General features: G+C 59.4%; 25 protein-coding genes. 15 read left to right on the forward strand and 10 right to left on the reverse strand.

Annotated features, from left to right (window positions below; translation table 11 throughout):
* Positions 1 to 4 precede the first annotated feature (4 nt).
* Positions 5 to 487 (forward strand): L,D-transpeptidase family protein, encoded by a 483-nt coding sequence (locus tag ACPF9B_RS13730; RefSeq protein ID WP_007206293.1) that lies wholly within the window; start codon positions 5 to 7, stop codon positions 485 to 487.
* Between the two features lie 19 nt (positions 488 to 506).
* On the opposite strand, the gene ACPF9B_RS13735 is transcribed toward ACPF9B_RS13730, so the two are convergent.
* The 4 genes from ACPF9B_RS13735 to ACPF9B_RS13750 all read right to left on the reverse strand — a co-directional run bounded on the left by ACPF9B_RS13735 (position 507) and on the right by ACPF9B_RS13750 (position 3,380).
* Positions 507 to 1,043, reverse strand: coding sequence for a CAP domain-containing protein (locus tag ACPF9B_RS13735; RefSeq protein WP_424178087.1), 537 nt, complete (start codon positions 1,041 to 1,043; stop codon positions 507 to 509).
* 68 nt (positions 1,044 to 1,111) lie between these two features.
* Entirely contained in the window at positions 1,112 to 1,387 is a 276-nt protein-coding gene (locus ACPF9B_RS13740) for a DUF6522 family protein (RefSeq protein WP_007206291.1), read from the reverse strand.
* 15 nt (positions 1,388 to 1,402) lie between these two features.
* Positions 1,403 to 2,491, reverse strand: coding sequence for a ferrochelatase (gene hemH / locus ACPF9B_RS13745; protein ID WP_007206290.1), 1,089 nt, complete (start codon positions 2,489 to 2,491; stop codon positions 1,403 to 1,405).
* A gap of 52 nt (positions 2,492 to 2,543) precedes the next feature.
* On the reverse strand, positions 2,544 to 3,380 hold the full coding sequence (locus ACPF9B_RS13750) for an SAM-dependent methyltransferase (RefSeq protein ID WP_424178089.1): 837 nt from the start codon (positions 3,378 to 3,380) through the stop codon (positions 2,544 to 2,546).
* A 10-nt stretch (positions 3,381 to 3,390) separates the two neighbouring features.
* Between ACPF9B_RS13750 and ACPF9B_RS13755 the strand changes: the two genes are divergently transcribed.
* Genes ACPF9B_RS13755 through ACPF9B_RS13770 form a run of 4 tightly spaced genes read left to right on the forward strand, consistent with a single transcriptional unit; the run spans position 3,391 to position 5,676 of the window.
* Positions 3,391 to 4,116, forward strand: a complete 726-nt coding sequence (locus ACPF9B_RS13755) for a double zinc ribbon domain-containing protein (protein WP_424178091.1) — start codon at positions 3,391 to 3,393, stop codon at positions 4,114 to 4,116.
* A gap of 32 nt (positions 4,117 to 4,148) precedes the next feature.
* Complete coding sequence (grxC, locus tag ACPF9B_RS13760) at positions 4,149 to 4,406, forward strand: glutaredoxin 3 (protein WP_424178093.1); 258 nt, start codon at positions 4,149 to 4,151, stop codon at positions 4,404 to 4,406.
* The gene (locus tag ACPF9B_RS13765) at positions 4,403 to 5,233 is read left to right on the forward strand and encodes a carbon-nitrogen hydrolase family protein (RefSeq protein ID WP_424178095.1); all 831 of its coding nucleotides are present in this window, start codon (positions 4,403 to 4,405) and stop codon (positions 5,231 to 5,233) included. The genes grxC and ACPF9B_RS13765 overlap by 4 nt, the downstream gene beginning before the upstream one ends.
* Positions 5,233 to 5,676 (forward strand): MarR family winged helix-turn-helix transcriptional regulator, encoded by a 444-nt coding sequence (locus ACPF9B_RS13770; RefSeq protein ID WP_424178097.1) that lies wholly within the window; start codon positions 5,233 to 5,235, stop codon positions 5,674 to 5,676. The genes ACPF9B_RS13765 and ACPF9B_RS13770 overlap by 1 nt, the downstream gene beginning before the upstream one ends.
* Positions 5,677 to 5,721: 45 nt before the next feature.
* Here the strand turns inward: ACPF9B_RS13770 and ubiG are convergent, their stop codons facing one another.
* Entirely contained in the window at positions 5,722 to 6,462 is a 741-nt protein-coding gene (gene ubiG, locus ACPF9B_RS13775) for a bifunctional 2-polyprenyl-6-hydroxyphenol methylase/3-demethylubiquinol 3-O-methyltransferase UbiG (protein ID WP_424178099.1), read from the reverse strand.
* Between the two features lie 64 nt (positions 6,463 to 6,526).
* Here ubiG and pip point away from each other — a divergent pair, with 64 nt between their 5' ends.
* The 9 genes from pip (at position 6,527) to infB (ending at position 18,519) form a co-directional block, all read left to right on the forward strand.
* Complete coding sequence (gene pip, locus ACPF9B_RS13780; RefSeq protein WP_424178101.1) at positions 6,527 to 7,522, forward strand: prolyl aminopeptidase; 996 nt, start codon at positions 6,527 to 6,529, stop codon at positions 7,520 to 7,522.
* A gap of 58 nt (positions 7,523 to 7,580) precedes the next feature.
* Positions 7,581 to 8,573, forward strand: coding sequence for an ABC transporter permease (locus ACPF9B_RS13785; protein WP_213395922.1), 993 nt, complete (start codon positions 7,581 to 7,583; stop codon positions 8,571 to 8,573).
* Entirely contained in the window at positions 8,570 to 9,766 is a 1,197-nt protein-coding gene (locus ACPF9B_RS13790; protein WP_424178104.1) for an ABC transporter permease, read from the forward strand. Before ACPF9B_RS13785 ends, ACPF9B_RS13790 begins: the two co-directional genes overlap by 4 nt.
* Before the next feature lies 1 nt (position 9,767).
* Positions 9,768 to 11,429 carry an ABC transporter ATP-binding protein gene (locus tag ACPF9B_RS13795; RefSeq protein ID WP_424178106.1) on the forward strand — a complete coding sequence of 554 codons (1,662 nt, stop codon included), beginning with the start codon at positions 9,768 to 9,770 and terminating at the stop codon, positions 11,427 to 11,429.
* 49 nt (positions 11,430 to 11,478) lie between these two features.
* Positions 11,479 to 13,020 (forward strand): ABC transporter substrate-binding protein, encoded by a 1,542-nt coding sequence (locus ACPF9B_RS13800; RefSeq protein ID WP_040482957.1) that lies wholly within the window; start codon positions 11,479 to 11,481, stop codon positions 13,018 to 13,020.
* Positions 13,021 to 13,199: 179 nt separating this feature from the next.
* Complete coding sequence (gene rimP / locus ACPF9B_RS13805) at positions 13,200 to 13,775, forward strand: ribosome maturation factor RimP (RefSeq protein WP_424178108.1); 576 nt, start codon at positions 13,200 to 13,202, stop codon at positions 13,773 to 13,775.
* Positions 13,775 to 15,376, forward strand: coding sequence for a transcription termination factor NusA (nusA, locus tag ACPF9B_RS13810; RefSeq protein WP_007206277.1), 1,602 nt, complete (start codon positions 13,775 to 13,777; stop codon positions 15,374 to 15,376). Before rimP ends, nusA begins: the two co-directional genes overlap by 1 nt.
* 21 nt (positions 15,377 to 15,397) lie before the next feature.
* On the forward strand, positions 15,398 to 16,030 hold the full coding sequence (locus ACPF9B_RS13815) for an RNA-binding protein (RefSeq protein ID WP_007206276.1): 633 nt from the start codon (positions 15,398 to 15,400) through the stop codon (positions 16,028 to 16,030).
* Positions 16,027 to 18,519 (forward strand): translation initiation factor IF-2, encoded by a 2,493-nt coding sequence (gene infB, locus ACPF9B_RS13820; RefSeq protein ID WP_040482956.1) that lies wholly within the window; start codon positions 16,027 to 16,029, stop codon positions 18,517 to 18,519. The genes ACPF9B_RS13815 and infB overlap by 4 nt, the downstream gene beginning before the upstream one ends.
* A gap of 76 nt (positions 18,520 to 18,595) precedes the next feature.
* Here infB and mutT read toward each other — a convergent pair whose 3' ends face one another.
* Genes mutT through ACPF9B_RS13835 form a run of 3 tightly spaced genes read right to left on the reverse strand, consistent with a single transcriptional unit; the run spans position 18,596 to position 21,054 of the window.
* Entirely contained in the window at positions 18,596 to 18,994 is a 399-nt protein-coding gene (mutT, locus tag ACPF9B_RS13825) for an 8-oxo-dGTP diphosphatase MutT (protein WP_424178111.1), read from the reverse strand.
* Positions 18,991 to 20,205 (reverse strand): bifunctional glutamate N-acetyltransferase/amino-acid acetyltransferase ArgJ, encoded by a 1,215-nt coding sequence (argJ, locus tag ACPF9B_RS13830; RefSeq protein ID WP_424178113.1) that lies wholly within the window; start codon positions 20,203 to 20,205, stop codon positions 18,991 to 18,993. The genes mutT and argJ overlap by 4 nt, the downstream gene beginning before the upstream one ends.
* Before the next feature lie 6 nt (positions 20,206 to 20,211).
* Positions 20,212 to 21,054: a peptidylprolyl isomerase gene (locus tag ACPF9B_RS13835; RefSeq protein WP_424178115.1), complete on the reverse strand. Its 843-nt coding sequence runs from the start codon at positions 21,052 to 21,054 to the stop codon at positions 20,212 to 20,214.
* 195 nt (positions 21,055 to 21,249) lie between these two features.
* On the opposite strand from ACPF9B_RS13835, the gene secA reads away from it, so the two are divergent.
* A complete protein-coding gene (gene secA, locus ACPF9B_RS13840; protein ID WP_424178117.1) occupies positions 21,250 to 23,940 on the forward strand; it encodes a preprotein translocase subunit SecA in 2,691 nt (896 codons plus the stop codon).
* Positions 23,941 to 23,976: 36 nt separating this feature from the next.
* On the opposite strand, the gene radC is transcribed toward secA, so the two are convergent.
* Together radC and dnaJ are read right to left on the reverse strand one after the other, a co-directional pair.
* Positions 23,977 to 24,714 carry a RadC family protein gene (gene radC / locus ACPF9B_RS13845; RefSeq protein WP_424178119.1) on the reverse strand — a complete coding sequence of 246 codons (738 nt, stop codon included), beginning with the start codon at positions 24,712 to 24,714 and terminating at the stop codon, positions 23,977 to 23,979.
* Positions 24,715 to 24,748: 34 nt separating this feature from the next.
* Positions 24,749 to 25,900, reverse strand: a complete 1,152-nt coding sequence (dnaJ, locus tag ACPF9B_RS13850) for a molecular chaperone DnaJ (RefSeq protein WP_424178121.1) — start codon at positions 25,898 to 25,900, stop codon at positions 24,749 to 24,751.
* Between the last annotated feature and the right edge of the window lie 35 nt (positions 25,901 to 25,935).

A 25,935-nucleotide genomic window follows, 5' to 3' on the forward strand; every position in this document is an offset into this window, starting at 1 on the left:
TTCAATGATGATTGGCGCCGCCGCTGGCGTTGCAGCGTGTTCCACTACGACAGAACAAGATGCCCCGGCTTATTTCGGACCCGACGTCACGCGCATTCAGGTGTTCAAGGAACAGCGAAAGATGCAGTTGTTGCATAATGACAAGCTGCTGCGCCAATACGATGTGGCGCTCGGGTTTAACCCGCGCGACCACAAGCAACAAGAAGGCGACGGGCGTACGCCTGAAGGGGCCTATGTGATCAATCGCCAAAACCCCAACAGCCGGTTTCACCTGTCGATTGGGATCTCTTATCCGAACGCCGTTGATGTCGCGCGCGCCCGTGCGATGGGTGTCCATCCGGGGGGCGATATTTTCATTCACGGCACACCAGCACCTTGGATCGGGATGCCGGATTGGACCTGGGGCTGTATCGCTGTCAGCAATACCGAAATGGACGAGGTTTATTCCATGGTCCAGCTAGGCACTAAAATATTCATCTATGCGTGACGGGCCGGGTCTGACCCTGTCAGGATAACCCGCCTGTGAAACCGGGGACAGCACCCATATTCAGCACCCACCACAATTTGCCTGCTGATTCCTGAAACCACGAAAAGCCCATCAATCGTGCATCTGGGTCCATGATGACGGCGCGTGTGCGCTCGTCGTTCATCCATGCGGTGAGAGTCGCAATTTCTGATTCATAGGATTCTGACATTGTTTCGCCCAGAAACCGGCCCTCGAATCCGGCACGGCGGGCGCGTAACACGGGGCTGGACCCGTCGGCCCCGAACAGCCATGGCCGGTTCTGGATCGACATGTCGCGCGCATGTGTCGCTGCGGCAGCATTCAGTTGCGCATCAAGCGCGACTGGCGCAAGTCGCCCGGCCTGCCGCAGCGCATTGACGCTGTCGAGCATGCGGAACTTGACTGTCGCTTCCTCGCCCGGTGCGATGATGTAAGCCGTCGGCAAGGGAAACCCGTCACGGCCCAAAGGCCGGTTTGTCGTCGCACAAGCGGAAACAGCTGTTCCGACAAGGCCGAAAATCATCATGCGTCTGTGCATCTGGATACTCTTTGTTGCGCGTCGCCGTGGTTTAGCTGGATTGGAACCCGACTACAAACAAAGGTTCGTTACCCGCCGATGTCGCGCGGCGGATTTCGGCGCGCCGGGACGCGACTGGTTGTCAGTACATTGCCTTCGGTGTCGCAGACCAGACGTAGTCTTTGCCCGCCATACCAAAAAGTCAGCCTGATCCTGCCTTCATCTGCGTCCACGCCGGTTTCGGATTGGCTGGTGATTTCGCCTGCCCGCATCTTGGCGGGTACGTCTGCTGCGGCAATACCCAACAAGGGGCCAAGGTCAGCCGCATCGACGGTCAAACCATGTTCCGTCTTGCGTATCTTCACCTTGGGTCCTTTCGGTCAGTCCAGCCAGCCCTTGAGGTTCTTGTCGATGATGCCACATAGCGCGTCGATATGTGCTGCATCATCATTCAGGCAGGGGATATAGGTGAAATGCTCGCCGCCTGCTTCTTCAAAGCTTTCCTTGATCTCTTCGTTGATCTCTTCCAGCGTTTCGATGCAATCGGCGGAAAAGGCGGGGGCGCAGACCGCGATATGCCTGATGCCATCTTCTTCGGCCAGGCGTGCGACCTCTTTCACGGTATAGGGTTTCAGCCATTCTTCGGGGCCGAACCGCGACTGGAACGTCGTCTTGATTTGGGTGTTGTCCCAACCCAGCCGTTCCTTGAGCAGGCGCGTCGTTTTCTGGCACTGGCAATGATAGGGGTCGCCTTCGCGCAGATACCGTTCCGGCACACCGTGATAGGAACAGATCAGCATTTCCGGCCTGATCTCGATCTCGGCATAGGCCTTTTCGATGGATTGGGCCAAAGCCTCTATATAGGCCGTTTCCTCGAAATAGGGTTCGACCACCCGCGCGATGGGCTGCCATTTTTCATCCATCAGAGCGCGAAAGAACTGATCGTTCGCAGTGGCCGATGTGGCGCCCGCGTAATGTGGGTACAGCGGAAAGAACAGGATCTTGGTGCAGCCGGCGTCTACCATTTCGCGGACTTTGGATTTGGTGGACGGGTTGCCATAGCGCATGCAGAAATCGACGCGCACATCGTCACCGTAACGTTCGACCATCTGTTTCTTGATCGCTGCGGTCTGGGCTTTGGTGATCGTCAAAAGCGGGCTTTCGTTGGCCTCTTCGTTCCAGATGGATTTATAGGCAGCGCCCGACGAAAACGGCCGTTTGGTCAGAATGATCAGCTGCAACAGTGGCTGCCAAAGCCAGGCAGAATAATCCACCACGCGCTTGTCCGACAAAAATTCGTTCAGATACCGCCGCATCGACCAGTAATCCGTCGCATCGGGCGTGCCAAGATTGGCGACAAGAATCCCGACCCGCGCGGGTTTGATCGCGGGGTGATCCTTGTTGGCGTGAACAGGACAGGTCGCAGGGCGTTCCGTCGCGGCGGATGAATGTGCATCGAACATGGTCATGAGCCTTTGATTATCGTCATTTGAACGGCAGTTAAATGGTTTACGCAGCAAATCAATCATTGGACCTGTCAAGCGGCATTTCTTTTGCCCCCAAGGCATCGGCCAAGCTGGTTTTTGCGCTGCCGGGGCGTAAAGGCTGTGGTTGGGTGTCGGCAGGTGCCCAGCCGGTCAGCATGATGATCTCGAACGTGGCATCCACGCGGTTATCGGCATTGCGGTAATGCTGGGCATAGATGCTGGACGCCTGCGTCAGCACCTTGCGCCGTGTCATTGACCGCAGACGGCCGGTCAAGGCATTGGTTTCCCCCATCTTGCGCAAATCATGCATCAGGTGGAACATATTGGCATAGCTGACGGTCGTCTTGGTGCCATCCGCCACCGGCAACGCCAGCCCCGCGCGTTGCAGCAATGCGCCCAGATCGCGGATTTCGCCCATCGGGGCCACGCGCGGCGACAGCCCGCCTGCTACCGCTGTTTCCGCCTCGGCCAGTGCCGTGCGCAATTCGTGCAGCGTCTGCCCGCCAAGACAGGTCGCCAGCAGCAACCCGTCCGGTTGCAAGGCATGGCGGCATTGCACCAATTGCCCGACCGGATCATTCGCCCAATGCAGCCCCATCACATGCAGCACCAGATCATGCGCACCGGGCGTCAGTGCCAATGTGTCATCGTCCGGCACGATCACAGCCCCAGGATAGCGCGCGCCCCAGAAATCAGGGAAACCGGTGACAATCGCCATCGATGTAAACGCTCTGTTAACCTCGATCAGTCTTTCCTGCAGTTCATCCGCGATGATTTCGTGCAAGAACAGATGGTCTGGCTGCGCGCGGGCGCGGTGACGCTGCAAGGCGCTACGGTCAACAAGTGGGGGCGGCATGGTCATGTCGCCCATGTAGGGTGCAATGATGCGGATGCAAAGCGTGATCAGGGCGATCTATCCGGCGCAATGCGTCGCATGCGAAACCCAGACACAGGCCGAGAACGGACTTTGCGGGACCTGCTGGCGTGAAACCCAGTTCATCGACGGCACGATCTGCGATACTTGCGGCGCGCCTTTGCCGGGCGACAGCGACGGTCATCGCCTGCAATGCGACGATTGCATGGCCATCGCGCGGCCTTGGGACCGGGGACGCGCGGCGCTGGTTTATAACGGTATTGGGCGCAAACTGGTGCTGGGGCTGAAACATGGCGACCGCACCGATCTGGTGGAACCTGCGGGCCTGTGGATGGCGCGGCTGGCACGCGCGCTGGTCCAGCCCGATACGGTTGTGGTGCCGGTCCCGCTCCATTGGATGCGCTTGCTGCGGCGGCGGTATAATCAGGCCGCATTGCTGGCGCAGGTCATTGCGCGCGACCTGCAACGGCCCGTCTGCGTTGATGCGCTGTTGCGCCCGCGCAAGACAGCCCCCCTCATAGGACACAGCCGCGACGCGCGTTTCGCGGCGCTGACGGGCCAGATCACCCCGAACCTGCGGCAACAGGCGCAGATCACGGGCAAACCCGTGCTGCTGGTCGATGATGTGATGACCTCTGGCGCGACGCTGGCTGCTTGTACGCAGGCGCTTTTGGACGGTCGCGCAGCCCGGGTTTCGACGATAACACTGGCACGCGTCGTCAAGGATGCCTAAGTCACACATGACACAGCCAAAGGAGAGCTGTCATGCAGACCATCGAAATCTACACCAAACCCACCTGCGGCTTTTGCCACATGGCCAAACGGGTGCTGACCGGTAAGGGCGTCAGTTTCACCGAGGTGAACATCACCGCCCAGCCCGAAAAACGCGCCGAGATGATCCAGCGCGCCAAAGGCGGCAGCACGGTGCCGCAAATCTTCATCGGCGGTAAACATGTCGGCGGCTGCGATGACCTGATGGCGCTGGACCGGCAAGGCAAGCTTGATGGCTTGCTGTCGGCATGAAGGCAGGACTGGTCCAGCTGTGTTCTGGCGATGATCCGGTCGCCAATCTGGGTGCGACGCGTGACCTCATCGCACAGGCGGCGGCGCAGGGTGCGGGGTTCGTGCTGACGCCCGAGGTCACGAATTGCGTCTCGCAGGACCGGGCGCACCAGCGCGCCGTCCTGCAACCCGAAGCTGACGACATCACGCTGGCCGGATTGCGCAGCACTGCGCGTGAATTGGGTATCTGGCTGTCGATCGGGTCACTGGCGCTCAAGACGCAAGGTGACGACACAAGGTTTGCCAACCGATCCTTCCTGATCGGGCCGGACGGGGGGATTGTGGCGCGCTATGACAAGATCCACATGTTCGATGTGGATGTCTCGGCCACGGAAACATTTCGCGAATCGGCGGGGTTCCGGCCCGGTGATCGGGCGGTAGTGGCGCAAACGCCCTTCGCGCGGATCGGCCTGACGATCTGCTATGACATCCGTTTTGCCTATCTGCACCGCGCGCTTGCACAGGCGGGGGCCGACATCTTGTTGGTGCCTGCCGCCTTTTCACCCGTCACGGGGGCTGCGCATTGGGAACCTCTGCTGCGCGCACGGGCCATCGAAACCGGCTGCTATGTGCTGGCCGCCGCGCAGACAGGTAGCCATCCGATCCGCCACGGCAAGCCGCGCCAGACCTATGGGCACAGCATGGCGATTTCGCCCTGGGGCGAGGTTCTGGTGGATATGGGTCCAGAAACTGGCATAGCCATTCTTGATCTTGACCTTGTGCAAGTGGCACAATCACGGCAGCGCATTCCGGCGCTGACCCATGACCGCCCTTTCGAAAGTCCCTGATGCCCGATAGTGCCACCAGCCTTGCCGTTTCCTTGTTCAGCGAAATCCTCGCCGTGGATCAGCTGGCGCGCGCCTCTGTGGCTAAGGTGCTGCCCAAGGGCATGGAATTATCGCATTTCTCCGTGCTGAACCATCTGGCGCACGCGGGGGCCGAACGCTCGCCCGCGCAGCTGGCCAAGACGTTCCATCTGACGCGGGGTGCGATGACGAACACGCTGCACAAACTGGAATGGGCAGGCTGGGTGCATATCCGCCCCGACTGGGACGATGCGCGCCGCAAGATGGTGTCGATCAGCCCAGCAGGCCTGTCCGCCCGCGACGCCGCCATCGCCGCCATCGCCCCCGTCATTGCCGAAGCGGTGGCTAAAGTGGGCGAGGAAAAGGTCCGCATCGCCCTGCCGGTGCTGCGTGAAATGCGGCTCAAACTTGGCCAGATCGACTAGCCCAACTATCCCCGCCGGAGGCATCAAAGTTCTTTGGAACCCACCTCAGCCCTTGGTCGCAGCGGTGACGTAATTCACCGACAGGTCACGATCACTGATCGCCCAACTGAACCGTAGCGGGTTGAACACGAATCCCTTGCGATCCACCGGCACCAACTCGGCCTTTTCCAGCAGCGCGAACAATTCATCCGGCGTGATGAACTTCGCCCATTCATGCGTGCCTTTTGGCAACCAGCGCATCACCCATTCTGCTCCGACAATCGCCATGGCGAATGACTTGGGGTTGCGGTTGATGGTTGAGCAGATGTGCAAACCGCCCGGTTTCAGCAATTGCTGACAGGCCGTCAGATAGCCAAGCGGATCGGCCACATGCTCCACGACTTCCATGTTCAACACGACGTCGAATTGTTCACCAGCTTCTGCCAGTGCCTCTGCGGTGGTATGGCGATAGTCGATCTCCAGCCCCGATTGCGCGGCATGGACCTGTGCGACCGGAATGTTGCGCGCAGCGGCATCAGCCCCCACGACCACAGCCCCCAGCCGCGCCATCGGTTCACATAGCAACCCGCCGCCACAGCCGATATCCAGCAACCGTAGCCCCGCAAAAGGCGCAGGCCCCTGCAAATCGCGTCCGAACTCTGCGGCAATCTGGCGCGTGATGTAATCGAGCCGGACGGGGTTCATCATGTGCAGCGGCTTGAACTTGCCGTTCAAGTCCCACCATTCGGCGGCCATCGCCTCGAACTTGGCGATTTCGGACGGGTCGACTGTGTTGGTTGGGGACATTTTCTTGGCTCCGGTGCTTACGGCGGTCATGGTTTCTTGTTTCATTCCGCGATATAGGATGCCTATGGACAAAGTCGTAGGACAAAAGCGCCAAGGTGCCCACCTTTATCCCCCCGTTGATCCCTTTGATCAGCGGGTGCTTGATGTTGGCGATGGTCATCGGCTTTATGTCGAACAATGCGGCAACCCTGACGGGATTCCCGTTGTTGTCCTGCATGGCGGCCCCGGTGGCGGATGCAGCCCCGCGATGCGGCGCTATTTCGATCCAGCGATTTTCCGTATCGTGCTGTTCGACCAGCGTGGCTGTGGCAAGTCGCGCCCCCATGCCAGCGTCGTGGCGAATACGACATGGCATCTGGTGGCGGATATCGAACAGATACGGCAGACTTTGGGCATCGACCGCTGGATCGTCTTTGGCGGGTCATGGGGGGCCACGCTGGCGCTGATCTATGCGCAGGCGCACCCCCAGCGTGTTGCCGCACTGACCCTGCGGGGCGTCTTTCTGATGACCCAGCCGGAACTGGATTGGTTCTATGGCGGTGGCGCGGGGAAATTCTGGCCTGATCTCTGGGCGCGTTTTGCGGGCATGATCCCTGCGGACGAACAAGGCGATTTAATCGCTGCATACCACCGGCGGCTGTTTTCCGGCGATCTGCCGCTCGAAACCCGCTATGCCCGTGCTTGGGCGTCATGGGAAAATGCGTTGGCCGCGATGGACAGCGACGGGTTGACCGGCGAAAGCCCCGCCGATTACGCCCGCGCCTTTGCGCGGTTGGAAAATCATTATTTCCACAATGCGGGTTTTTTGTCGGCCGATCAGCAAATCCTGCATCCCGCCCAAATGGCTAAGATCGCAAGTATTCCCGGCATCATCGTGCAGGGGCGGTACGACATGATCTGTCCGCCCGTTTCGGCCTATCAATTGGCGCAGGGCTGGCAAAATGCGCGGCTGGTCATGATCGGGCGTGCGGGGCATGCGCTGTCCGAACCCGGGATCAGCGCCGAACTTGTGCGCAGCATGGATGCGCTTGCAACCCAGAGGGTCAACCTGGGGCTTTGATCTTTACAGACGCCGCACAGCCGTTAAAGTCCTCCCTAGTAAACGGGGAACAACTGGTTTGGGCAATGTCCTGACGATCATTTTGCAGCGGCTGGCACTTGGCTTTTTGACGCTGCTGGTTGTATCGGTTGTGATCTTCGTCGCGGTCAACCTGTTACCCGGTGATTTCGCGCAATCCATTCTGGGCCAAGGTGCGACACCGGAATCGGTTGCTGCGATCCGCCGTGATCTGGGCCTCGATCAACCGATGGTCACGCGGTATTTCAGCTGGCTTGGTGGGGCGTTGCAGGGCGATTTCGGGTCGAGCTTTGCGCAGGCGAGCTTTGCCAATTTCACCGGGTCCGATTCCGGCGCAGGCAGCGTCGCACAACAGATCGCGCCACGTTTCGCCAATACGATGTTCCTGGCCGCCGTCAGCGCCGCGATTGCCGTGCCTTTCGCGCTGGTGCTGGGGGTGCTGGCCGCCTTGTACCGCAATTCGGTCTTTGACCGCGCGACCAATATTTTCACCCTGTCGTCGATTTCCAGCCCCGAGTTTTTTCTGGCCTATGTGCTGATCCTGTTTCTGGCCGTGCTGAACCCGATCCTGCCATCGGTGTCCAATATCTTTGCGGATATGGCGTTCAGCGACAGGCTGGAAAAGACGTTGCTGCCTGCGCTCACTCTGACGCTGGTTGTCACGGCGCATATGATGCGGATGACACGCGCCGCGATCATCAACCTGTTGTCATCTCCCTATATCGAAATGGCGCGGCTCAAGGGTATGTCGCCGCTGCGCGTGATCGTGCGCCATGCGCTGCCCAATGCGCTGGCGCCGATCATCAATGTCGTGGCGATCAACCTGGCCTATCTGATCACCGGCGTCGTCGTGGTCGAGGTGGTGTTCGTCTATCCCGGCATCGGGCAGTTGTTCGTGGACAGCGTGAAATTCCGCGACATTCCGGTTGTGCAGGCCTGCTGTCTGATCTTTGCGGCGGCCTATATCCTGTTGAACCTGACGGCGGATATCATGTCGATCCTGTCCAACCCACGGCTGAGGCATCCGAAATGATCTGGTTCGCCGCTGCATTGCTGGGTTTTGCCGTGATCGCCTGGGGGTTCCGGTTCGCGGGTCAGGTAGCGACAGGGCGCGCGCCCTATTTCCGCGATATGACCTTTGGTGTGGCTTATGGCTATATCTTTGCGGTCGCCGCGCTGGTCTGGCTGGTCTGGGCCTATCTGCAGGGCCGCAGCCCTGATCCGGCGGTCGCCAACAAGTTCTTTTTCCTGCGCATCGCGGTCGAAGGGTTCATCATCTTCACCATCGGTGCTTGGCTGTTCCGGCTGTTGGGGCGCAATGTCGGGACCAAAGGGACCAAACGGCTGTTCCGGTCCATGCCGCTGACCGCGTCCTTCGGGGTCATGATGATCCTGATCTATGTGTTCGTCGCGGTCTTCGCGTCCTTTCTTGCGCCATACGGTCAGGCCGAAATCATCCGTGGCGTGCCTGCCAATATCATGCCGGGGGGCGATATCGCGCTGGGCGGCAACCCCGATTTCCCGCTGGGCACCGACCAGATCGGCCGCGATATCCTTAGCCGGCTGATCTATGGTGCGCAGAACACGGTGGGTATTGCTTTTGCCACAACGGTCATCGCCTTTGTGCTGGGGGGCAGCATGGGGTTTCTGGCGGCGACGCTGGGTGGCTGGTTGGACCAGCTGTTGTCGCGGATCGTTGATGTGCTGATGGCGATCCCGTCGCTGATCTTTGCGCTGCTGCTGATGACCATCGCCAGCGTCTGGGCGCCGCGGCTGGGTATCCCGCAGACCTATTTCATGATCCTGATCATCGCGGTGATCGACAGCACCCGCGTCTACCGGTTGTCCCGCGCTGTGGGGCAAAGCATTGTCGTGATGGATTACATCGAGGCGGCCAAGCTGCGTGGCGAAGGCATGGGCTATCTGATGTTCAAGGAAATCCTGCCCAATGCGACAGCTCCTTTGCTGGCGGAATTCGGGCTGCGGTTCTGTTTTGTGTTCCTGACCATCGCGTCACTGTCGTTTCTTGGCGTGGGTATCCAACCGCCTTTGGCGGATTGGGGGACGATGGTGCGCGATCTGGGCGGTTTCGTGAATTTTGCACAATTCGCGCCGATGGTGGCAACGCCGCCCCTGCTGGCCGCTGGTGCGATTGCCTTGCTGGCCGTTGCGGTCAATTTCGTGGTGGATTGGATGCTGCACCGGTCTTCGGGGTTGAAGGACTGACATGACGCAAGCCCCCGACACAACGCCACTGGTCAAGATCCGCGATATCCGCATCGACGGCCGCAGCGATGAAACATGGCTGCCCATCATCAAGGGTGTGAACCTGACCCTGCAACGCGGGCAGGTGCTGGGGCTGATCGGCGAATCCGGTGCGGGCAAATCCACGCTGGGGCTGGCCGCGATGGGCTATACCCGTGACGGCGTGCGGATCAGCGGTGGCAGTGTGGAATTCGACGGGATTGACCTGCTGACAGCCTCGGCTGCGGTCAAGCGTGACCTGCTGGGCAAGCGGATCGCCTATGTCGCGCAATCGGCAGCGGCCAGTTTCAACCCCGCCCACCGCCTGATCGACCAGCATGTCGAAGCGCCGGTGCAGCATGGCATCGCCGGACGCAAGGACAGCGCCGAGGATGGGATCGCGCTGTACCGCAAGCTGCGCCTGCCGAACCCCGAAGAAATCGGGTTCCGTTATCCGCATCAGGTATCGGGCGGCCAGTTGCAGCGCGCAATGACCGCGATGGCGATGTCCTGCCGTCCCGATCTGATCATCTTTGACGAACCGACCACTGCGCTGGATGTCACCACCCAGATCGAGGTGCTGTCGGCCATTCGTGACATCGTCGCGCAATATAACACCGCCGCGATCTATATCACCCATGATCTGGCGGTCGTGGCGCAGATGGCAGACCGGATCAAGGTGCTGCTGCGCGGTGAAGAGGTCGAGACCGCCGATACCCGCACCATGCTGACTGCACCGGTACAGGATTACACCAAATCGCTGTGGGCTGTGCGCAGCTTTGAACGCCCAGCCAAACCCGCCGTGCAAAAAAGCACCGTGCCCTTGGTCACTGTGCAGAATGTCGATGCTGCTTACGGCAAGGAAAAGGTCTTGCATGATGTCAGTTTTGACATCCACGCAGGCCGCACCGTGGCTGTGGTTGGCGAAAGCGGATCGGGCAAATCCACTACGGCGCGTTGTATCACCGGGTTGCTGCCACCCATAGCCGGGCAAATCCTGTTTGATGGTGCGCCCCTGCCCCCCGATTACCGCAAGCGTAGCAAGGACCAGCTGCGCCAGATCCAGATGATCTATCAGATGGCCGATACCGCGCTGAACCCGCGGATGAGCGTGGGCCAGATCATCGCGCGGCCGGTGCAATTCTACCTTGGCCTGACTGGCAAGGCGAAACGCCAGCGCGTCGATGCCTTGCTGAACCAGATCGAACTGGACCCTGCGGAATATTATAATCGCCTGCCGTCCGAATTGTCGGGCGGGCAGAAACAGCGCATCGGGATCGCGCGTGCGCTGGCCGCCGAACCGCGTTTCATCATCTGTGACGAGGTGACATCAGCGCTGGATCAACTTGTCGCTGAAGGAATATTGCGTCTTTTGGCCAGGTTACAGGATGAATTGTCCCTGTCTTACATGTTCATCACGCATGATCTGGCGACGGTGCGGGCCATCGCGGACGAAGTCGTCGTGATGAAAGACGGGCATGTCGTGGAACAAGGCCCCAAGGCCGAGATGTTCCGCCCGCCGCACCATGCCTACACCGATCTATTGCTGTCGTCGGTGCCAGAAATGGACCCTGACTGGCTGAGTAATCTGCTGGCAGAACGGGGAGTTGATAATATCGGCGATGCAGCCGTTAATAAACTTTGATCGAATCATGGTCCAAAGGGCCGACATTGTGCAACAGGGAGAAAAAAACATGAGTGGAATTAGCAGACGTGGATTGCTGAAAACGGGTGTCGCCGCTGGCGTACTTGGGCTTTCGGGCATGCCGCTTCGTGCGCAAAGCCGGGGCGGCAAGTTCACTGCTGGCATCGGTGGCGCGAACACGTCGGACAGCTGGGATGGACGGACACATTCGGACTTGTTCATGATCGCGGCAGCCCTTGGCGGCGTCTACGACGCATTGACCGAAGTCGCGGCTGACGGATCGCTGCAGGGCGAGCTGGCGACAAGCTGGGAAGCCAGCCCTGACGCCAAGGTCTGGACCTTCAACCTGCGCCAGGGCGTGACCTTCCATAATGGCAAGGCGTTCGGCGCTGACGACGTGATCGAATCGCTGCAACTGCATGTGGCCGAAGGGTCCAAATCTGCAGCCCAGCCGCTGGTCGCCGCGATCACCGAGATGCGCAAGATCACTGACCACCAGGTTCAGTTCACGCTGGAAGCAGGCAATGCTGACTTCCCCTATTTGCTGTCGGATTATCACCTGCTGATGTACCCTGCAGGCCAGATCGAAGAATCCATCGCAAAAGGCATCGGCACAGGCCTGTACGAAGTCGTGGCCTTTGACCCCGGTGTCCGCTTTGTCGGGCGTCGCGTCGCTGATCATTACAAGGGTGACAGCGCCGGTTTCTTTGACGAGGTCGAACTGATCGCGATCAACGACAACACCGCGCGGATGAATGCGCTGTTGACCGGCCAGATCGACGCGGTGAACCGGATCGATTTCCGGCTGGAACCGTTGCTGCGCGCGAACCCGAATGTCAGCATTCAAGAAGTCACGGGCAACCAGCATTACACGTTCCCGATGCTGACCCAGTCTGCACCGTTCAACGATGTGAACGTGCGCCGCGCCCTGAAATACGGTGTTGACCGTCAGGAAATGGTCGACAAGATCCTGCTTGGTCACGGTAAGGTTGGCAATGACAGCCCGATCGGCCCTGCAAACCAGTATTACCATGCCGAAATGGAACAGCTGGCCTATGATCCCGACCGTGCAAAGTTCCACCTGAAACAGGCCGGGCTGGACAGCCTGAACATCGACCTGTCGGCATCCAATGCCGCGTTTGAAGGCGCTGTTGATGCAGCCCAGCTGTATCAATCATCCGCTGCATCTGCGGGCATCAACATCAACGTGATCCAGGAACCTGCGGACGGCTATTGGTCGAACGTCTGGTTGGTGAAACCGTTCTCGGCATCTTATTGGTCGGGCCGGTCAACCGAAGACTGGATGTTCTCGTCCGCGTATGAGGCTGGCGTGCCATGGAATGACAGCCAGTGGGACAATGGGCGGTTCCAGGAATTGCTATATTCCGCGCGCGCCGAACTCGACTCCGACAAGCGGCGCGAGCAATATTACGAAATGCAGCAGATCCTGCGTGACGATGGCGGCGTGATCATCCCGATGTTCGCCAATTTCGTTCAGGCGATCAGCAGCCGTGTTGTGACCCCAGATGTGGTGGGCAACACCGCGCAGATGGATAACAACCGCATGCTGGAACGCTGGTCGCTGGCATAAAACGCCTGCACTTTATGGACGCCCCGCCCGTATCGGCGGGGCGTTTGCATTGCGCTTGCAGTCCTGCGCGACAGGGCCTATACAACTTTCAATAGCGGCGTCTTGGCTTCCACCCCCAAGGTTCCACCGGGAAACATCAACGGGCCGCGCGCCCGTTTTTTTATGCTTGGGACTAACCCATGAATGACTTGATCGCCAAGGCGGCCATTGACCGCCGGATTGCAGAGATTATCACCCCCGTCATCGAGGACATGGGGTTTGAGGTCGTGCGCGTCCGGCTAATGACCGGCAAGGAAAGCACCCTGCAAATCATGGTGCAGCGCCCCGATGGCACCATCGAGGTGGACCAATGCGCGCAGATTTCCACCGCCATCAGCGCCGTGCTGGATGTCGAGGACCCGATTGTTGACGTTTACACGCTCGAAGTGTCCAGCCCCGGCATCGACCGCCCGCTGACCCGGTTGAAAGATTTCGACCAGTGGAAAGGCTTTGAGGCCAAGATCGAGACCGAAGAACTGATCGACGGGCGTCGCCGGTTCAAGGGTGAACTGGCAGGCATCGACGGTGACGAAGTCCTGATTGATATCGACGAAGGCACCATTGGCCTGAAATTCGCATGGCTGTCTGATGCCAAGCTTGTGCTGACTGATGACCTGATCCGCGACGTGCTGCGTGGCCGCAAGGATGCGGGCCAGATCGACGAAACCCAATTTGACGAAATTGAAACCATCATCGATGGCGAGGAGAATACCTGATGGCCTATACGTCCGCAAACCAGCTCGAGCTTCTGCAAACCGCAGAGGCCGTGGCCCGCGAAAAGAACATCGAACCCGGTCTGGTGGTCGAGGCGATGGAAGAATCGCTCGCCCGTGCGGCCAAGTCGCGTTACGGCGCGGAAATGGACATCCGCGTGAATATCGACCGCAAGACAGGTCGCGCGACATTCACCCGTGTGCGCACCGTGGTCGCCGATGACGCCGTTGAAAACTATCAGGCCGAGTTCACCGTTGCGCAGGCAAAGGATTACATGACCGACCCCCAGATCGGTCAGGAATATAGCGAAGAAGTCCCCCCCGTTGAACTGGGCCGGATCGCCGCGCAATCGGCCAAGCAGGTGATCCTGCAAAAGGTCCGCGAAGCCGAGCGTGACAAGCAATACGAAGAATTCAAGGACCGCGCCGGCACGATCATCAACGCGCTGGTCAAGCGCGAAGAATACGGCAACGTTATCGTTGACGTGGGTTCGGGCGAGGCCGTGCTGCGCCGCAACGAAAAGATCGGCCGCGAGGCGTACCGCCCCAACGACCGGATCCGCTGCTACATCAAAGAAGTCCGCCGTGAACAGCGCGGGCCGCAGATTTTCCTGTCGCGCACAGCGCCTGAATTCATGGCCGAATTGTTCAAGATGGAAGTGCCGGAAATCTATGAAGGCGTGATCGAGATCAAGGCTGTCGCCCGTGACCCCGGGTCGCGCGCAAAAATCGCGGTGATCAGCTATGACAGCTCGATCGACCCGGTCGGTGCTTGTGTGGGTATGCGTGGCAGCCGTGTGCAGGCGGTCGTGAACGAATTGCAGGGCGAAAAGATCGACATCATTCCGTGGAATGAGGACATGCCGACCTTCCTTGTGAACGCGCTGCAGCCTGCCGAGGTGACCAAGGTCGTTCTGGACGAAGAAGCCGGCAAGATCGAAGTCGTCGTGCCTGATGAACAGCTGTCCTTGGCGATTGGTCGTCGTGGTCAGAACGTGCGTCTGGCCAGCATGCTGACAGGTCTCGATATCGACATCCTGACCGAAGAAGAAGAATCCAAGCGCCGTCAGGCCGAATTCGAAACCCGCACCAAGCTGTTCATGGATACGCTGGATCTGGACGAATTCTTTGCCCAGCTGCTGGTCGCCGAAGGCTTTACCAACCTCGAAGAGGTCGCCTATGTCGAACAGGATGAACTGCTGGTGATCGAAGGTGTCGATGAAGGCACCGCAGGCGAATTGCAGGCCCGTGCCCGCGACTACCTAGAGGCGCAGGCGAAAAAGGCGATGGATGCCGCGATTGCAACTGGCGTCGAACAAAGCCTGATTGATTTCGAAGGTTTGACACCGCAAATGCTCGAAGCTTTGGGCAAGGACGGCGTCAAGACGCTGGAAGATTTCGCCACTTGCGCGGATTGGGAACTGGCCGGTGGCTGGACCACTGTCAACGGTGAACGGGTCAAGGATGATGGCGTGCTGGAACCCTTTGATGTGTCGCTGGAAGAAGCGCAGACCATGGTCATGACCGCACGCGTCATGCTGGGCTGGGTCGATCCCGATGAATTGAACAAAGACACCGACGAAACCGAGGAAGAGGAGGCCTGATCGGGCCTTCGGAGTAACACTATGACGCGTGGCGGGCATAAAGATGAAAACGACGATGTCGAACGCAAATGCATCGTCACCGGAGAGGTCCAGCCAAAGGCTGGGCTGATCCGGTTCGTCATCGGGCCTGACAATCAGGTCGTGCCGGATATTCTGGGCAAACTGCCCGGACGTGGCATCTATGTCACTGCCGATCGCGCCATTCTTGAGCAGGCCCGCAAGGGTCAGTTTTCGCGGTCTGCCAAACAGGCGGTGACAGTGCCTGACGGTTTGCTGGACGAGGTGGAACGTCAGATCGCGCGCCGCACTGTTGACCTGATCGCCTTGACGCGTAAGGCGGGCCGTGCTGTCTGCGGTTTTGAAAAGGTCAAGGGCTGGCTGGCCGGGGGCGAACGTGTCCGCGTGCTGGTGCAAGCCTCTGACGGATCAGAGCGCGGAAAGACCAAACTCTGGACGCCAGAAGGCGCCAGATACTTTGGTTGCCTGACGTCAGCTGAATTGGGTTTGGCTTTCGGACGTCAAAGTGTGATACATGGCGCGCTTGCGACTGGTGGACTCAGCGATCGTGTTGTAGAGGAAGCCACAAAGCTACGCGGTTTACGCGAAGGGAACGGTGGCGATGGGGCCTCCGGGAAGGATAAAGAAGCTAGATGAGCGATAACGACGGAAAAAAGCCACTCGGCCTTGGTGGGTCACGTCCAAGCAACGTGAAGCAAAGTTTCAGCCATGGGCGGACCAAGAACGTCGTGGTGGAAACCAAACGCAAACGCGTTGTGGTGCCCAAACCCGGTGCGGCCAAGCCCGCTGGATCGACTGGCGTGCAGATGGGCGGCGACCCGTCCAAGCGGCCTGCTGGCATTTCGGATGTCGAACTTGAACGCCGGATGAAAGCGCTGGCGATGGCCCGTGCGCGTGAAAGCGACGAAGCCGCCAAGCGCGAAGCCGAAGAAAAAGAACGTGCCGCCGAGCGCGAGGCGCGCCGCGCCGAAATGGAAGCCAAAGAGGCCGAGGACCGCGAACGCGAAGAACGCGCCAAGGCCAAGGCTGACGAAGAAAAGCGCAAGGCAGAACGCGCCGCCGCCAAGGTCAAGGCAGACACGGCCCCTGCGGGTGCCGATGCCAGCGCCCTGCCTGGTGAAAACGCCGTTGATCGCCCGTCTGCTGCTGGTCCCCGCAAGGTTGACCGCGAACGTGACGCCCGTGAAAAGGCCGCCAAAGCCAAGCCCGGCCGCGAAGACGATGGTCGCCGCGCTGGCAAGCTGACGCTGAACGATGCGCTGACTGGCCGCGAAGGTGGCCGCCAGCGGTCGATGGCGGCGATGAAACGCAAACAGGACCGTGCCCGCGCCAAGGCGATGGGTGGGTCTGCCGAACGCGAAAAAGTGTTCCGGGATGTGGCCTTGCCGCCCGCGATCACTGTGTCGGAACTGGCCAACCGGATGGCGGAACGTGTTGCCGATGTGGTCAAGGCTCTGATGAACAACGGGATCATGGCGACGCAGAACCAGTCGATTGACGCCGATACCGCCGAACTGATCATCGAGGAATTCGGCCACACCGTCGTGCGCGTGTCGGATGCCGACGTTGAAGACGTGATCAAACAGGTGCTTGATGATCCGAAAGATCTGATTTCGCGTCCACCGATTGTCACGATCATGGGCCACGTCGACCACGGCAAGACATCGCTTCTTGATGCGATCCGCCATGCCAAGGTCGTCGCCGGAGAGGCGGGCGGGATCACCCAGCATATTGGTGCCTATCAGGTGAAAACCGATGGTGGCTCGCTGTTGACCTTCCTTGATACGCCGGGCCACGCCGCCTTTACCTCGATGCGGTCGCGCGGGGCGCAGGTCACGGATATCGTCGTGCTGGTGGTTGCCGCCGATGATGCCGTGATGCCGCAGACGATCGAGGCGATCAACCACGCGAAAGCGGCCAAAGTGCCGATGATCGTGGCGATCAACAAGATCGATAAACCATCTGCCAACCCCGACAAGGTCCGCACAGACCTGTTGATGCACGAAGTTGTCGTCGAAAAGATGTCTGGCGATGTGCAGGATGTCGAAGTGTCGGCATTGACAGGCAAGGGTTTGGATAACCTACTCGAAGCCATCGCGCTGCAGGCAGAGATCCTTGAACTAAAAGCTAACCCTGATCGCCCCGCCGTCGGTGCCGTGATCGAGGCGCAGCTTGACGTAGGCCGTGGCCCTGTGGCGACCGTTCTGATCCAGAATGGTACCTTGCGGCAGGGCGATATCTTTGTTGTCGGTGAACAATACGGCAAGGTCCGTGCGCTGATCAACGACAAGGGCGAACGCGTGGCCGAAGCTGGCCCTGCTGTTCCTGTCGAGGTGCTTGGTCTGAACGGGACGCCAGAGGCTGGTGATGTGCTGAACGTTGTCGCGACAGAGGCGCAGGCGCGTGAAATCGCGGAATACCGTGAAAAAGCGTCCAAGGAAAAACGTGCCGTTGCCGGTGCTGCGACAACGCTGGAACAGCTGATGGCGAACGCCAAGGCCAACCAGAACGTCAGCGAATTGCCCATCGTGGTCAAAGCCGACGTGCAGGGTTCTGCCGAAGCAATCGTGCAGGCGATGGAAAAGATCGGCAATGACGAAGTCCGCGTGCGCGTGCTGCATTCGGGTGTCGGTGCTATCACCGAATCCGATATTGGTCTGGCCGAGGCTTCGGGCGCACCTGTTTTCGGCTTTAATGTGCGTGCCAATGCAACGGCGCGGGCATCGGCCAACCAGAAGGGCGTGGAGATCCGGTATTATTCGGTGATCTATGACCTTGTGGATGACGTGAAAAAGGCCGCATCCGGCCTGTTGTCTGCCGAAATCCGCGAAAAGTTCATTGGTTATGCGACGATCAAGGACGTGTTCAAGGTGTCCAACGTGGGCAAGGTTGCGGGTTGTCTGGTCACGGAAGGTGTGGCGCGCCGCTCTGCCGGTGTGCGCCTGCTGCGCGACAATGTCGTAATCCACGAAGGCACGCTGAAGACCCTCAAACGCTTCAAGGACGAAGTGGCAGAGGTCCAGTCCGGTCAAGAATGTGGCATGGCTTTTGAAGCCTATGACGATGTCCGCCCAGGCGACGTGATCGAGATTTTCGAACGTGAATCGGTCGAACGGAACCTGTAATCAGGTCCTGTTCAATGACAAAGGGCGGCCCATTGGGCCGCCCTTTTGCGTAGGGTGGATCATGATCCACCCTAACCTACAACCAATCACGCAGGATCGGGATCAGCGGTATATCTGCCGCTGGCATCGGATAATCGCGCAGATCATTTGGCCGCACCCATTTTAGCGCCTGCCCCTCGCGCGATTGTGGCGTGCCTTCCCATTTGCGGCACGCAAACAGCGGCATCAGCAGATGAAAATCGGGATAGGCATGGCTGGCAAAGGTCAGTGGCGCAAGGCAGGACGCCCATGTGCCGATCCCCAATTCCTCGTGCAATTCGCGGATCAGAGCGGCCTCGGGGGTTTCGCCCTGTTCGACCTTGCCGCCCGGAAATTCCCACAGGCCCGCCATCGATTTGCCTTCGGGGCGCTGCGCCAGCAGCACCCGCCCATCCGCGTCAATCAGCGCAACGGCCGAGACCAGAACCAGCGTCACGACCGGTAATCGGCGTTGATGTCGATATAGCCATGCGTCAGGTCGCAGGTCCAGACCGTGCTTTGCCCTGACCCCAACCCCAGATCGACGCCAATCACCAGTTCGGCGTTTTTCATATAGGCACTGGCGGCATCTTCGGAATAATCGGGTGCGCGCCATCCGTTTTCAGCTACGGTGATATCTCCAAACCGGATCGACAGTTTGTCCCTGTCTGCCTGCGCGCCGGATTTACCGACGGCCATGACGATCCGACCCCAGTTGGCATCTTCGCCCGCGATTGCGGTTTTGACCAAGGGGCTGTTGGCAATCGCCATTGCTACCTTGCGTGCATCGGTATCATCGACGGCACCCGTCACGGTGACGGTGACGAACTTGGTCGCTCCTTCGCCGTCGCGCACGACCTGATGCGCCAGGTCCAGCATCACGCCATGAAGGGCCGCCGCAAATTCGGTATTGCCGGTGACATCCACACCGGACGCCCCCGTCGCCACCGCGATCAGGCTGTCGGATGTCGATGTGTCGCTGTCCACGGTGATGCAGTTGAACGTCTGGTCATTGTGCAGCGAGACCAGCGCCTGCAACGCATCTTGCCCGATCAGCGCATCGGTGAAGATATAGACCAGCATCGTCGCCATGTCCGGCGCGATCATGCCCGACCCCTTGGCGATGCCTGCGATCTGCACGGTCTTGTCGCCGACTGTGACGCTGGCACTGGCCCCTTTGGGGAACGTGTCGGTGGTCATGATCGCGCGAGCGGCGTCCTTGATCGCGGCTTCTGTCTGGCCGTTGTGCAGCTCTGCCAATTTGGCGATGATGCGGTCATGCGGGAGCGGTTCACCGATAACCCCAGTCGAGGCGGTAAAGACCCGTCCGACCGGCACATCGGTCAGGTCAGCCACGGCCTGCGTCAGGGCGACGACGCTGGCCACACCATTCTTGCCGGTAAAGGCGTTGGAATTGCCTGAATTGACCAGGATCGCGGCTGCACCGGCGGGATCGCCGCCCAGCTTTGCCTGACAATCCAACACGGGCGCGGACCGCGTGGCAGACCGTGTGAACACCCCGGCGACCGATGATCCGGGGGTTGCGATGGCAAGCATCACATCGGTGCGGTTCTGATATTTGACCCCCGCCGCAGCGCTGGCAAAAGTCACGCCCGCGATCACGGGCAAGTCGGGAAATTGCGCAGGCGCAAGTGGTGACGTTTTCATGTCAGATCAATCCAGCAATTCGACTTGATTGATCACGCTCGGGTCGAATGCCCCTTCTTCGGGGCGTTCGACTGTCGTAGCGGCGGACAGCTCATCCAGATATGCGATGACGGCAGCCTCTTGCAATTCGGCGCTCAACTGCTGGACGACCTGTTCAAAAGTCGGGGCTGGACGGGCGCGCTGATCTGTCAGCGTAACGATATGCCAGCCGAATTGGGTTTCAAACGGGTCGGAAATTTCGTCAATTTCCAGCGCCATGACGGCTGTTTCAAATTCTTCGACCATTGCGCCGGCGCCGAACCAGCCCAGGTCACCACCATTGGCGCTGGTGACGTCGGTCGAGACTGCGGCTGCAACATCTGCAAAGGCTTCGCCTGCGTCAAGCTGCGCCTTGGCGGCGTTCGCCTCCTCCTCGGTTGCGACCAGCAGGTGTGCTGCGCGGAATTCAGGAGTTTCGGGCGCATCGGCAAAGCGGTCCTGATAGGCCTCTTGCAAAAGTTCTTGGGTGATTGATGTTTGGGTGATGTCGTCGATCACCTGTGCAGCCATCAGGGAACGTTGTTCGTTCTGGATCGTATAGATCACACTGGGTGGCGTGGTTTCCAGCGCATCCGCCAAAAGCTGTTGCTGCACCAGCTGGTCCACCAGTCCGGTGAACAGAACCTCGTCAGGGAATTGCGCATATTGGGCGGGCAGCATGGACCGCGCGATGATCAGTTCACCCACGGTAATTTCTGTATCGCCCACTTTGGCGACCACTGTGTCAGCCGTCACGTCCTGCGCGACAGCACCTGTGGTGATCGACAGCGAAACGGCCATAGCCCCCAAAAATGTTACATGTTTCATCATTAAACGATCCCTTGATAGGCCGCGCAGCCGCCCGGCGTTGACACTCCATATCCGGCCCCTTACATCCCATGAGTGCCTTTAGGAGGCCGGAAGTAGACCAGATTTGGCCCCTTTGTATGTGGCTGGTGACCTGCCTACAAGCAACCTCCTCTCAAATAGATGTTAGACAGGCGCGACAGCGTCGGTGGAGTAAATATGCTGGGTATCGGATCAATTGCCAAAAAAGTGTTTGGTTCTGCCAATGACCGCAAAGTCAAATCCGCCCGGCCTTTGGTGGCGCAGATCAACGCGCTGGAACCACAGTTTCAGGCGCTGAGTGATGATGATCTGAAGGCCAAGACCAATGAATTCCGCGACCGCGCCCTGAAAGGCGAAAGCCTTGACGCGCTGCTGCCCGAAGCCTTTGCCAATTGCCGCGAGGCCGCGCGCCGTGCCCTTGGTTTGTGGGCTTTTGACACACAATTGCTGGGTGGTATCTTTCTGCATCAGGGCAATATCGCGGAAATGAAGACCGGTGAAGGCAAGACCCTTGTCGCGACCTTTCCTGCCTATCTGAACGCGCTCACCGGCAAGGGTGTGCATATCGTGACGGTGAACGACTACCTTGCCCGTCGCGACGCCGAATGGATGAGCAAGGTCTACGGCGCCTTGGGCATGACAACTGGCGTCGTCGTACCCGAACAGGGCGAGGCTGACAAAAAGGCTGCCTATGCCTGTGACGTCACCTATGCCACGAACAACGAATTGGGGTTCGATTACCTGCGCGACAACATGAAATCCGAACTGGACCAGATGTACCAGCGTTACCACAATTTCGCGATCGTGGACGAGGTGGACAGCATCCTGATCGACGAGGCGCGCACACCGCTGATCATTTCCGGCCCGGCGCAGGACCGCAGCGAAATGTATGCCGCAATCAACAAGGTGATCCCCGACATCCTGCCCGAACATTACACCCTGGATGAAAAGGCCCGTCAGGCGACATTCACTGAGGAAGGCAACGATTTCCTTGAAGAAAGGCTGACAGCTCTTGGCCTGCTTCCCGACGGTCAGACGCTTTATGACCCCGAAAGCGCCACGCTGGTCCACCATGTCAGCCAAGCCCTGCGCGCGCATGTCCTGTTCACCCGCGAAAAAGATTATATCGTGCGCGACGATCAGGTCGTGCTGATCGACGAATTCACCGGCCGCATGATGAATGGCCGTCGGCTGTCCGATGGTTTGCATCAGGCGATCGAGGCCAAGGAAGGCGTGGGGATCAAGCCCGAAAACGTGACGCTGGCCTCTGTCACGTTTCAGAATTATTTCCGCCTGTATGACAAGCTGGGTGGCATGACCGGCACCGCCGCGACCGAAGCTGACGAATTCCGCGAAATCTATAATCTTGGGGTGGTCGAGGTACCGACCAACCGCTCTGTCGCGCGCGCCGATGAACATGATCAGGTTTACCGCACCGCCAAGGAAAAATTCGACGGCGTCGTCGCGGAAATCAAGCAAGCCCATGCCAAGGGCCAGCCGATCCTTGTTGGGACCACATCCATTGAAAAGTCCGAGTTTCTGGCCGGGCTGTTGCGCGCTGAAGGGATCACCTTCAATGTGCTGAACGCCCGCCAGCATGAACAAGAGGCGCAGATCGTCGCCGATGCCGGCAAGTTGAACGCTGTGACGATCGCAACCAACATGGCTGGTCGCGGCACCGACATCCAGCTGGGCGGCAACGTGGAAATGCGCGTCCTGCAAGCCTTGGCCACCGACCCGCAAGCTGACCCAGAGGCATTGCGCGCCCGGATCGAGGCCGAAGTCGCCGACGAAAAAGAAAAGGTCAAAGCTGCGGGTGGATTGTTCGTGCTGGCCACCGAACGCCACGAAAGCCGCCGGATCGACAACCAGCTGCGCGGCCGGTCGGGCCGTCAGGGCGACCCGGGGCGGTCCACGTTCTTTTTGTCGCTCGAGGACGACCTGATGCGGATTTTTGGGTCGGAACGGCTTGAAAAGGTGCTGTCCGGTCTGGGCATGAAAGAAGGCGAGGCTATCGTTCACCCTTGGGTCAACAAATCGTTGGAACGCGCGCAGGCCAAGGTCGAGGCGCGCAATTTCGACATCCGCAAACAATTGCTGAAATTCGACGACGTGATGAACGAACAGCGCAAGGTCGTGTTTCACCAGCGCCGCGAGATTATGGAATCTGCTGATCTGGCCGATGTCGTCAAGGATATGCGCGATCAGGTGATCGACGATCTGGTCACGATCCATATGCCGCCGAAATCCTACGCCGATCAATGGGATGCCGAAGGATTACAGGCCGATGTCGTGGCCCACCTTGGGCTTGATCTGCCTGTCGTCGATTGGGCCGCCGAAGAAGGTGTGGACGACGATGTCATGCGTGAACGGCTGGAAGAAGCGGCAGACAAATACATGGGCGAAAAGGCCGATGCCTTTGGTGCCGAGACGATGCGCAATGTCGAAAAGCAGATCCTGCTGAAAACCATCGATGAAAAATGGCGCGAACATCTGCTCACGCTGGAACATCTGCGGTCTGTCGTGGGGATGCGTGGCTATGCCCAGCGTGACCCGCTCAACGAATACAAGACCGAAGGATTCCAGCTATTCGAAAAACTGCTGGACAGTCTGCGCACGGATGTGACCAAGAAACTGTCGCAGATCCGGCCCATGTCGAAAGAAGAACAGGAGCGCATGATCGCCCAGTTCCGCCAGCAACAGGCGGCGGCTGCGGCAGCCATGGTAGCGCCTGCAATAGCGGCAGAAGGTGCGCGTGCGGGATTCGATGAAAACGACCCCGCAACCTGGGGCAATCTGGGCCGCAACGATCTATGCCCCTGCGGATCGGGTAAGAAATTCAAGCATTGCCACGGGCGCCTTGCCTAAGGCGAATTATTAACGCGGGATTCACAGGCGCCAATGTCAGAAGAGGCCCTGCGCGCGAAAGCTGATCTCGCACGACTTTCCGATGATCAGATGGTCATGCACCGTGATGCCCATGGTGCCTGCTGCATCACTGATCTGGCGGGTCATCGTGATATCGGCCTGCGACGGTGTAGGGTCGCCCGACGGGTGGTTGTGGACAAGGATCATCGATGCCGCGTTCAGTTCCAGCGCCCGTTTCACAACCTCGCGCGGATAGACAGGTACATGGTCCAGCGTGCCCTTGGCCTGCTCTTCATCCGCGATCAGGACGTTTTTCGTGTCCAGAAACAAGATACGGAATTGTTCAGTATCGCGATGCGCCATCACCGTGTGGCAATAGGTCAGCAGGGCGTCCCAGCTTGACACGACATGGCGTTGCATCACGCGGGCGCGCGCTAGTCTGTGCGCTGCCGCTTCGACAATTTTCAGTTCCAGCGCAACGGCTGGTCCAGCACCGGGCACTTGGCCGATCTGTGTCACACTGGCCGACAGCACCCTGTTGAAATCGCCAAAATGGTCGATGAGCGCCCGCGCTAGGGGTTTGACATCCTGCCGCGGGATGGCGCGGAATAGAACGAGTTCCAGCAATTCATAATCTGGCACCGCCGCCGGACCGCCCGCCAAGAACCTGTCGCGCAGCCGTTTGCGGTGGTCGCGCATGTAGGACGGCAGCTTTCCCACTGGCAAGATATCAGTTTCAGGAAAAAGGCTCTGGGATTCGGCAAGATGGGTCATACTCCATCTTGCCGGATCGCTTGTTACCGCATGGTTAACTTTTCATTGAATCCCAGAAGGATTTGACACTGGCAAAGAAGCTGGACCCCTGGGGGTTGTTCTCTTCGCTGAGCTTGTCGAATTCACGCAGGATTTCACGCTGCCGCGCCGTCAGCTTCACAGGCGTCTCGACGGTCAGTTCGATCATCATGTCGCCACTCGGGCCACCGCGCAGGGCGGGCATTCCCTTGCCGCGCAGTCGCATTTGGCGGCCGGATTGCGACCCTTCGGGAACTTTCACGCGGCTGCGGCCACCGTCGATCGTTGGCACCTCGATTTCGCCGCCAAGGGCTGCTGTCGCAATCGACACCGGCACGCGGCAATACAGGTTCAACCCCTCGCGTTCGAACAGCGGGTGGCTGTTGACCTCGATAAAGATGTAAAGATCGCCGGCCGGGCCGCCGCGCACGCCAGCCTCGCCTTCGCCGCTCAGGCGGATGCGGGTGCCGGTTTCGACGCCTGCGGGAATGTTGACGGACAGCGATTTTTCTTTTTCGACGCGGCCGGCACCGTGGCAGACCTTACACTTGTCCTTGATGATCTGGCCCATGCCACTGCAGGTCGGACAGGTGCGTTCGACGGTGAAAAAGCCCTGTTGCGCCCTGACCTTGCCCATGCCGTTACAGGTGGGGCAGACTTGCGGTTCTGACCCGCCTTCGGCACCGGTGCCGGTACATGACCCGCAGGACACGGCTGTCGTGACGGTGATCGTTTTTTGCAGACCGGCAAAGGCATCTTCGAGGTTGATGCGCAGGTTATACCGCAGGTCGCTGCCCCGCTGTGCGCCGCTGCGCCGGCCGCCAGTACCGCCACGCCCGCCCATGAAATCACCGAACAGGTCGTCGAAGACGTCCGAAAATGCGCTGGCAAAGTCACCCTGCCCGCCGCCGCGCGGCCCGCCCGCGCTGGACCCCATGCCGTTTTCAAACGCGGCATGGCCATAGCGGTCATAGGCGGCTTTTTTGTTGGCGTCTTTGAGGACTTCGTAAGCTTCGTTTGCTTCTTTGAACTGCGCTTCGGCCTTGGGATTGTCGGCGTTGCGGTCGGGGTGCAATTCCTTGGCCTTTTGTCGATAGGCCTTTTTGATTGCATCGGCATCCGCGCCCTTGGCGATACCCAGCACATCGTAATAGTCGCGTTTTGACATAATCAGTTTCCCCTTTGGGAACAGAAAAAGACCGG

It is taken from the genome of Yoonia sp. TsM2_T14_4 (genome assembly GCF_049602355.1).
Taxonomy (GTDB): domain Bacteria; phylum Pseudomonadota; class Alphaproteobacteria; order Rhodobacterales; family Rhodobacteraceae; genus Yoonia; species Yoonia vestfoldensis_A.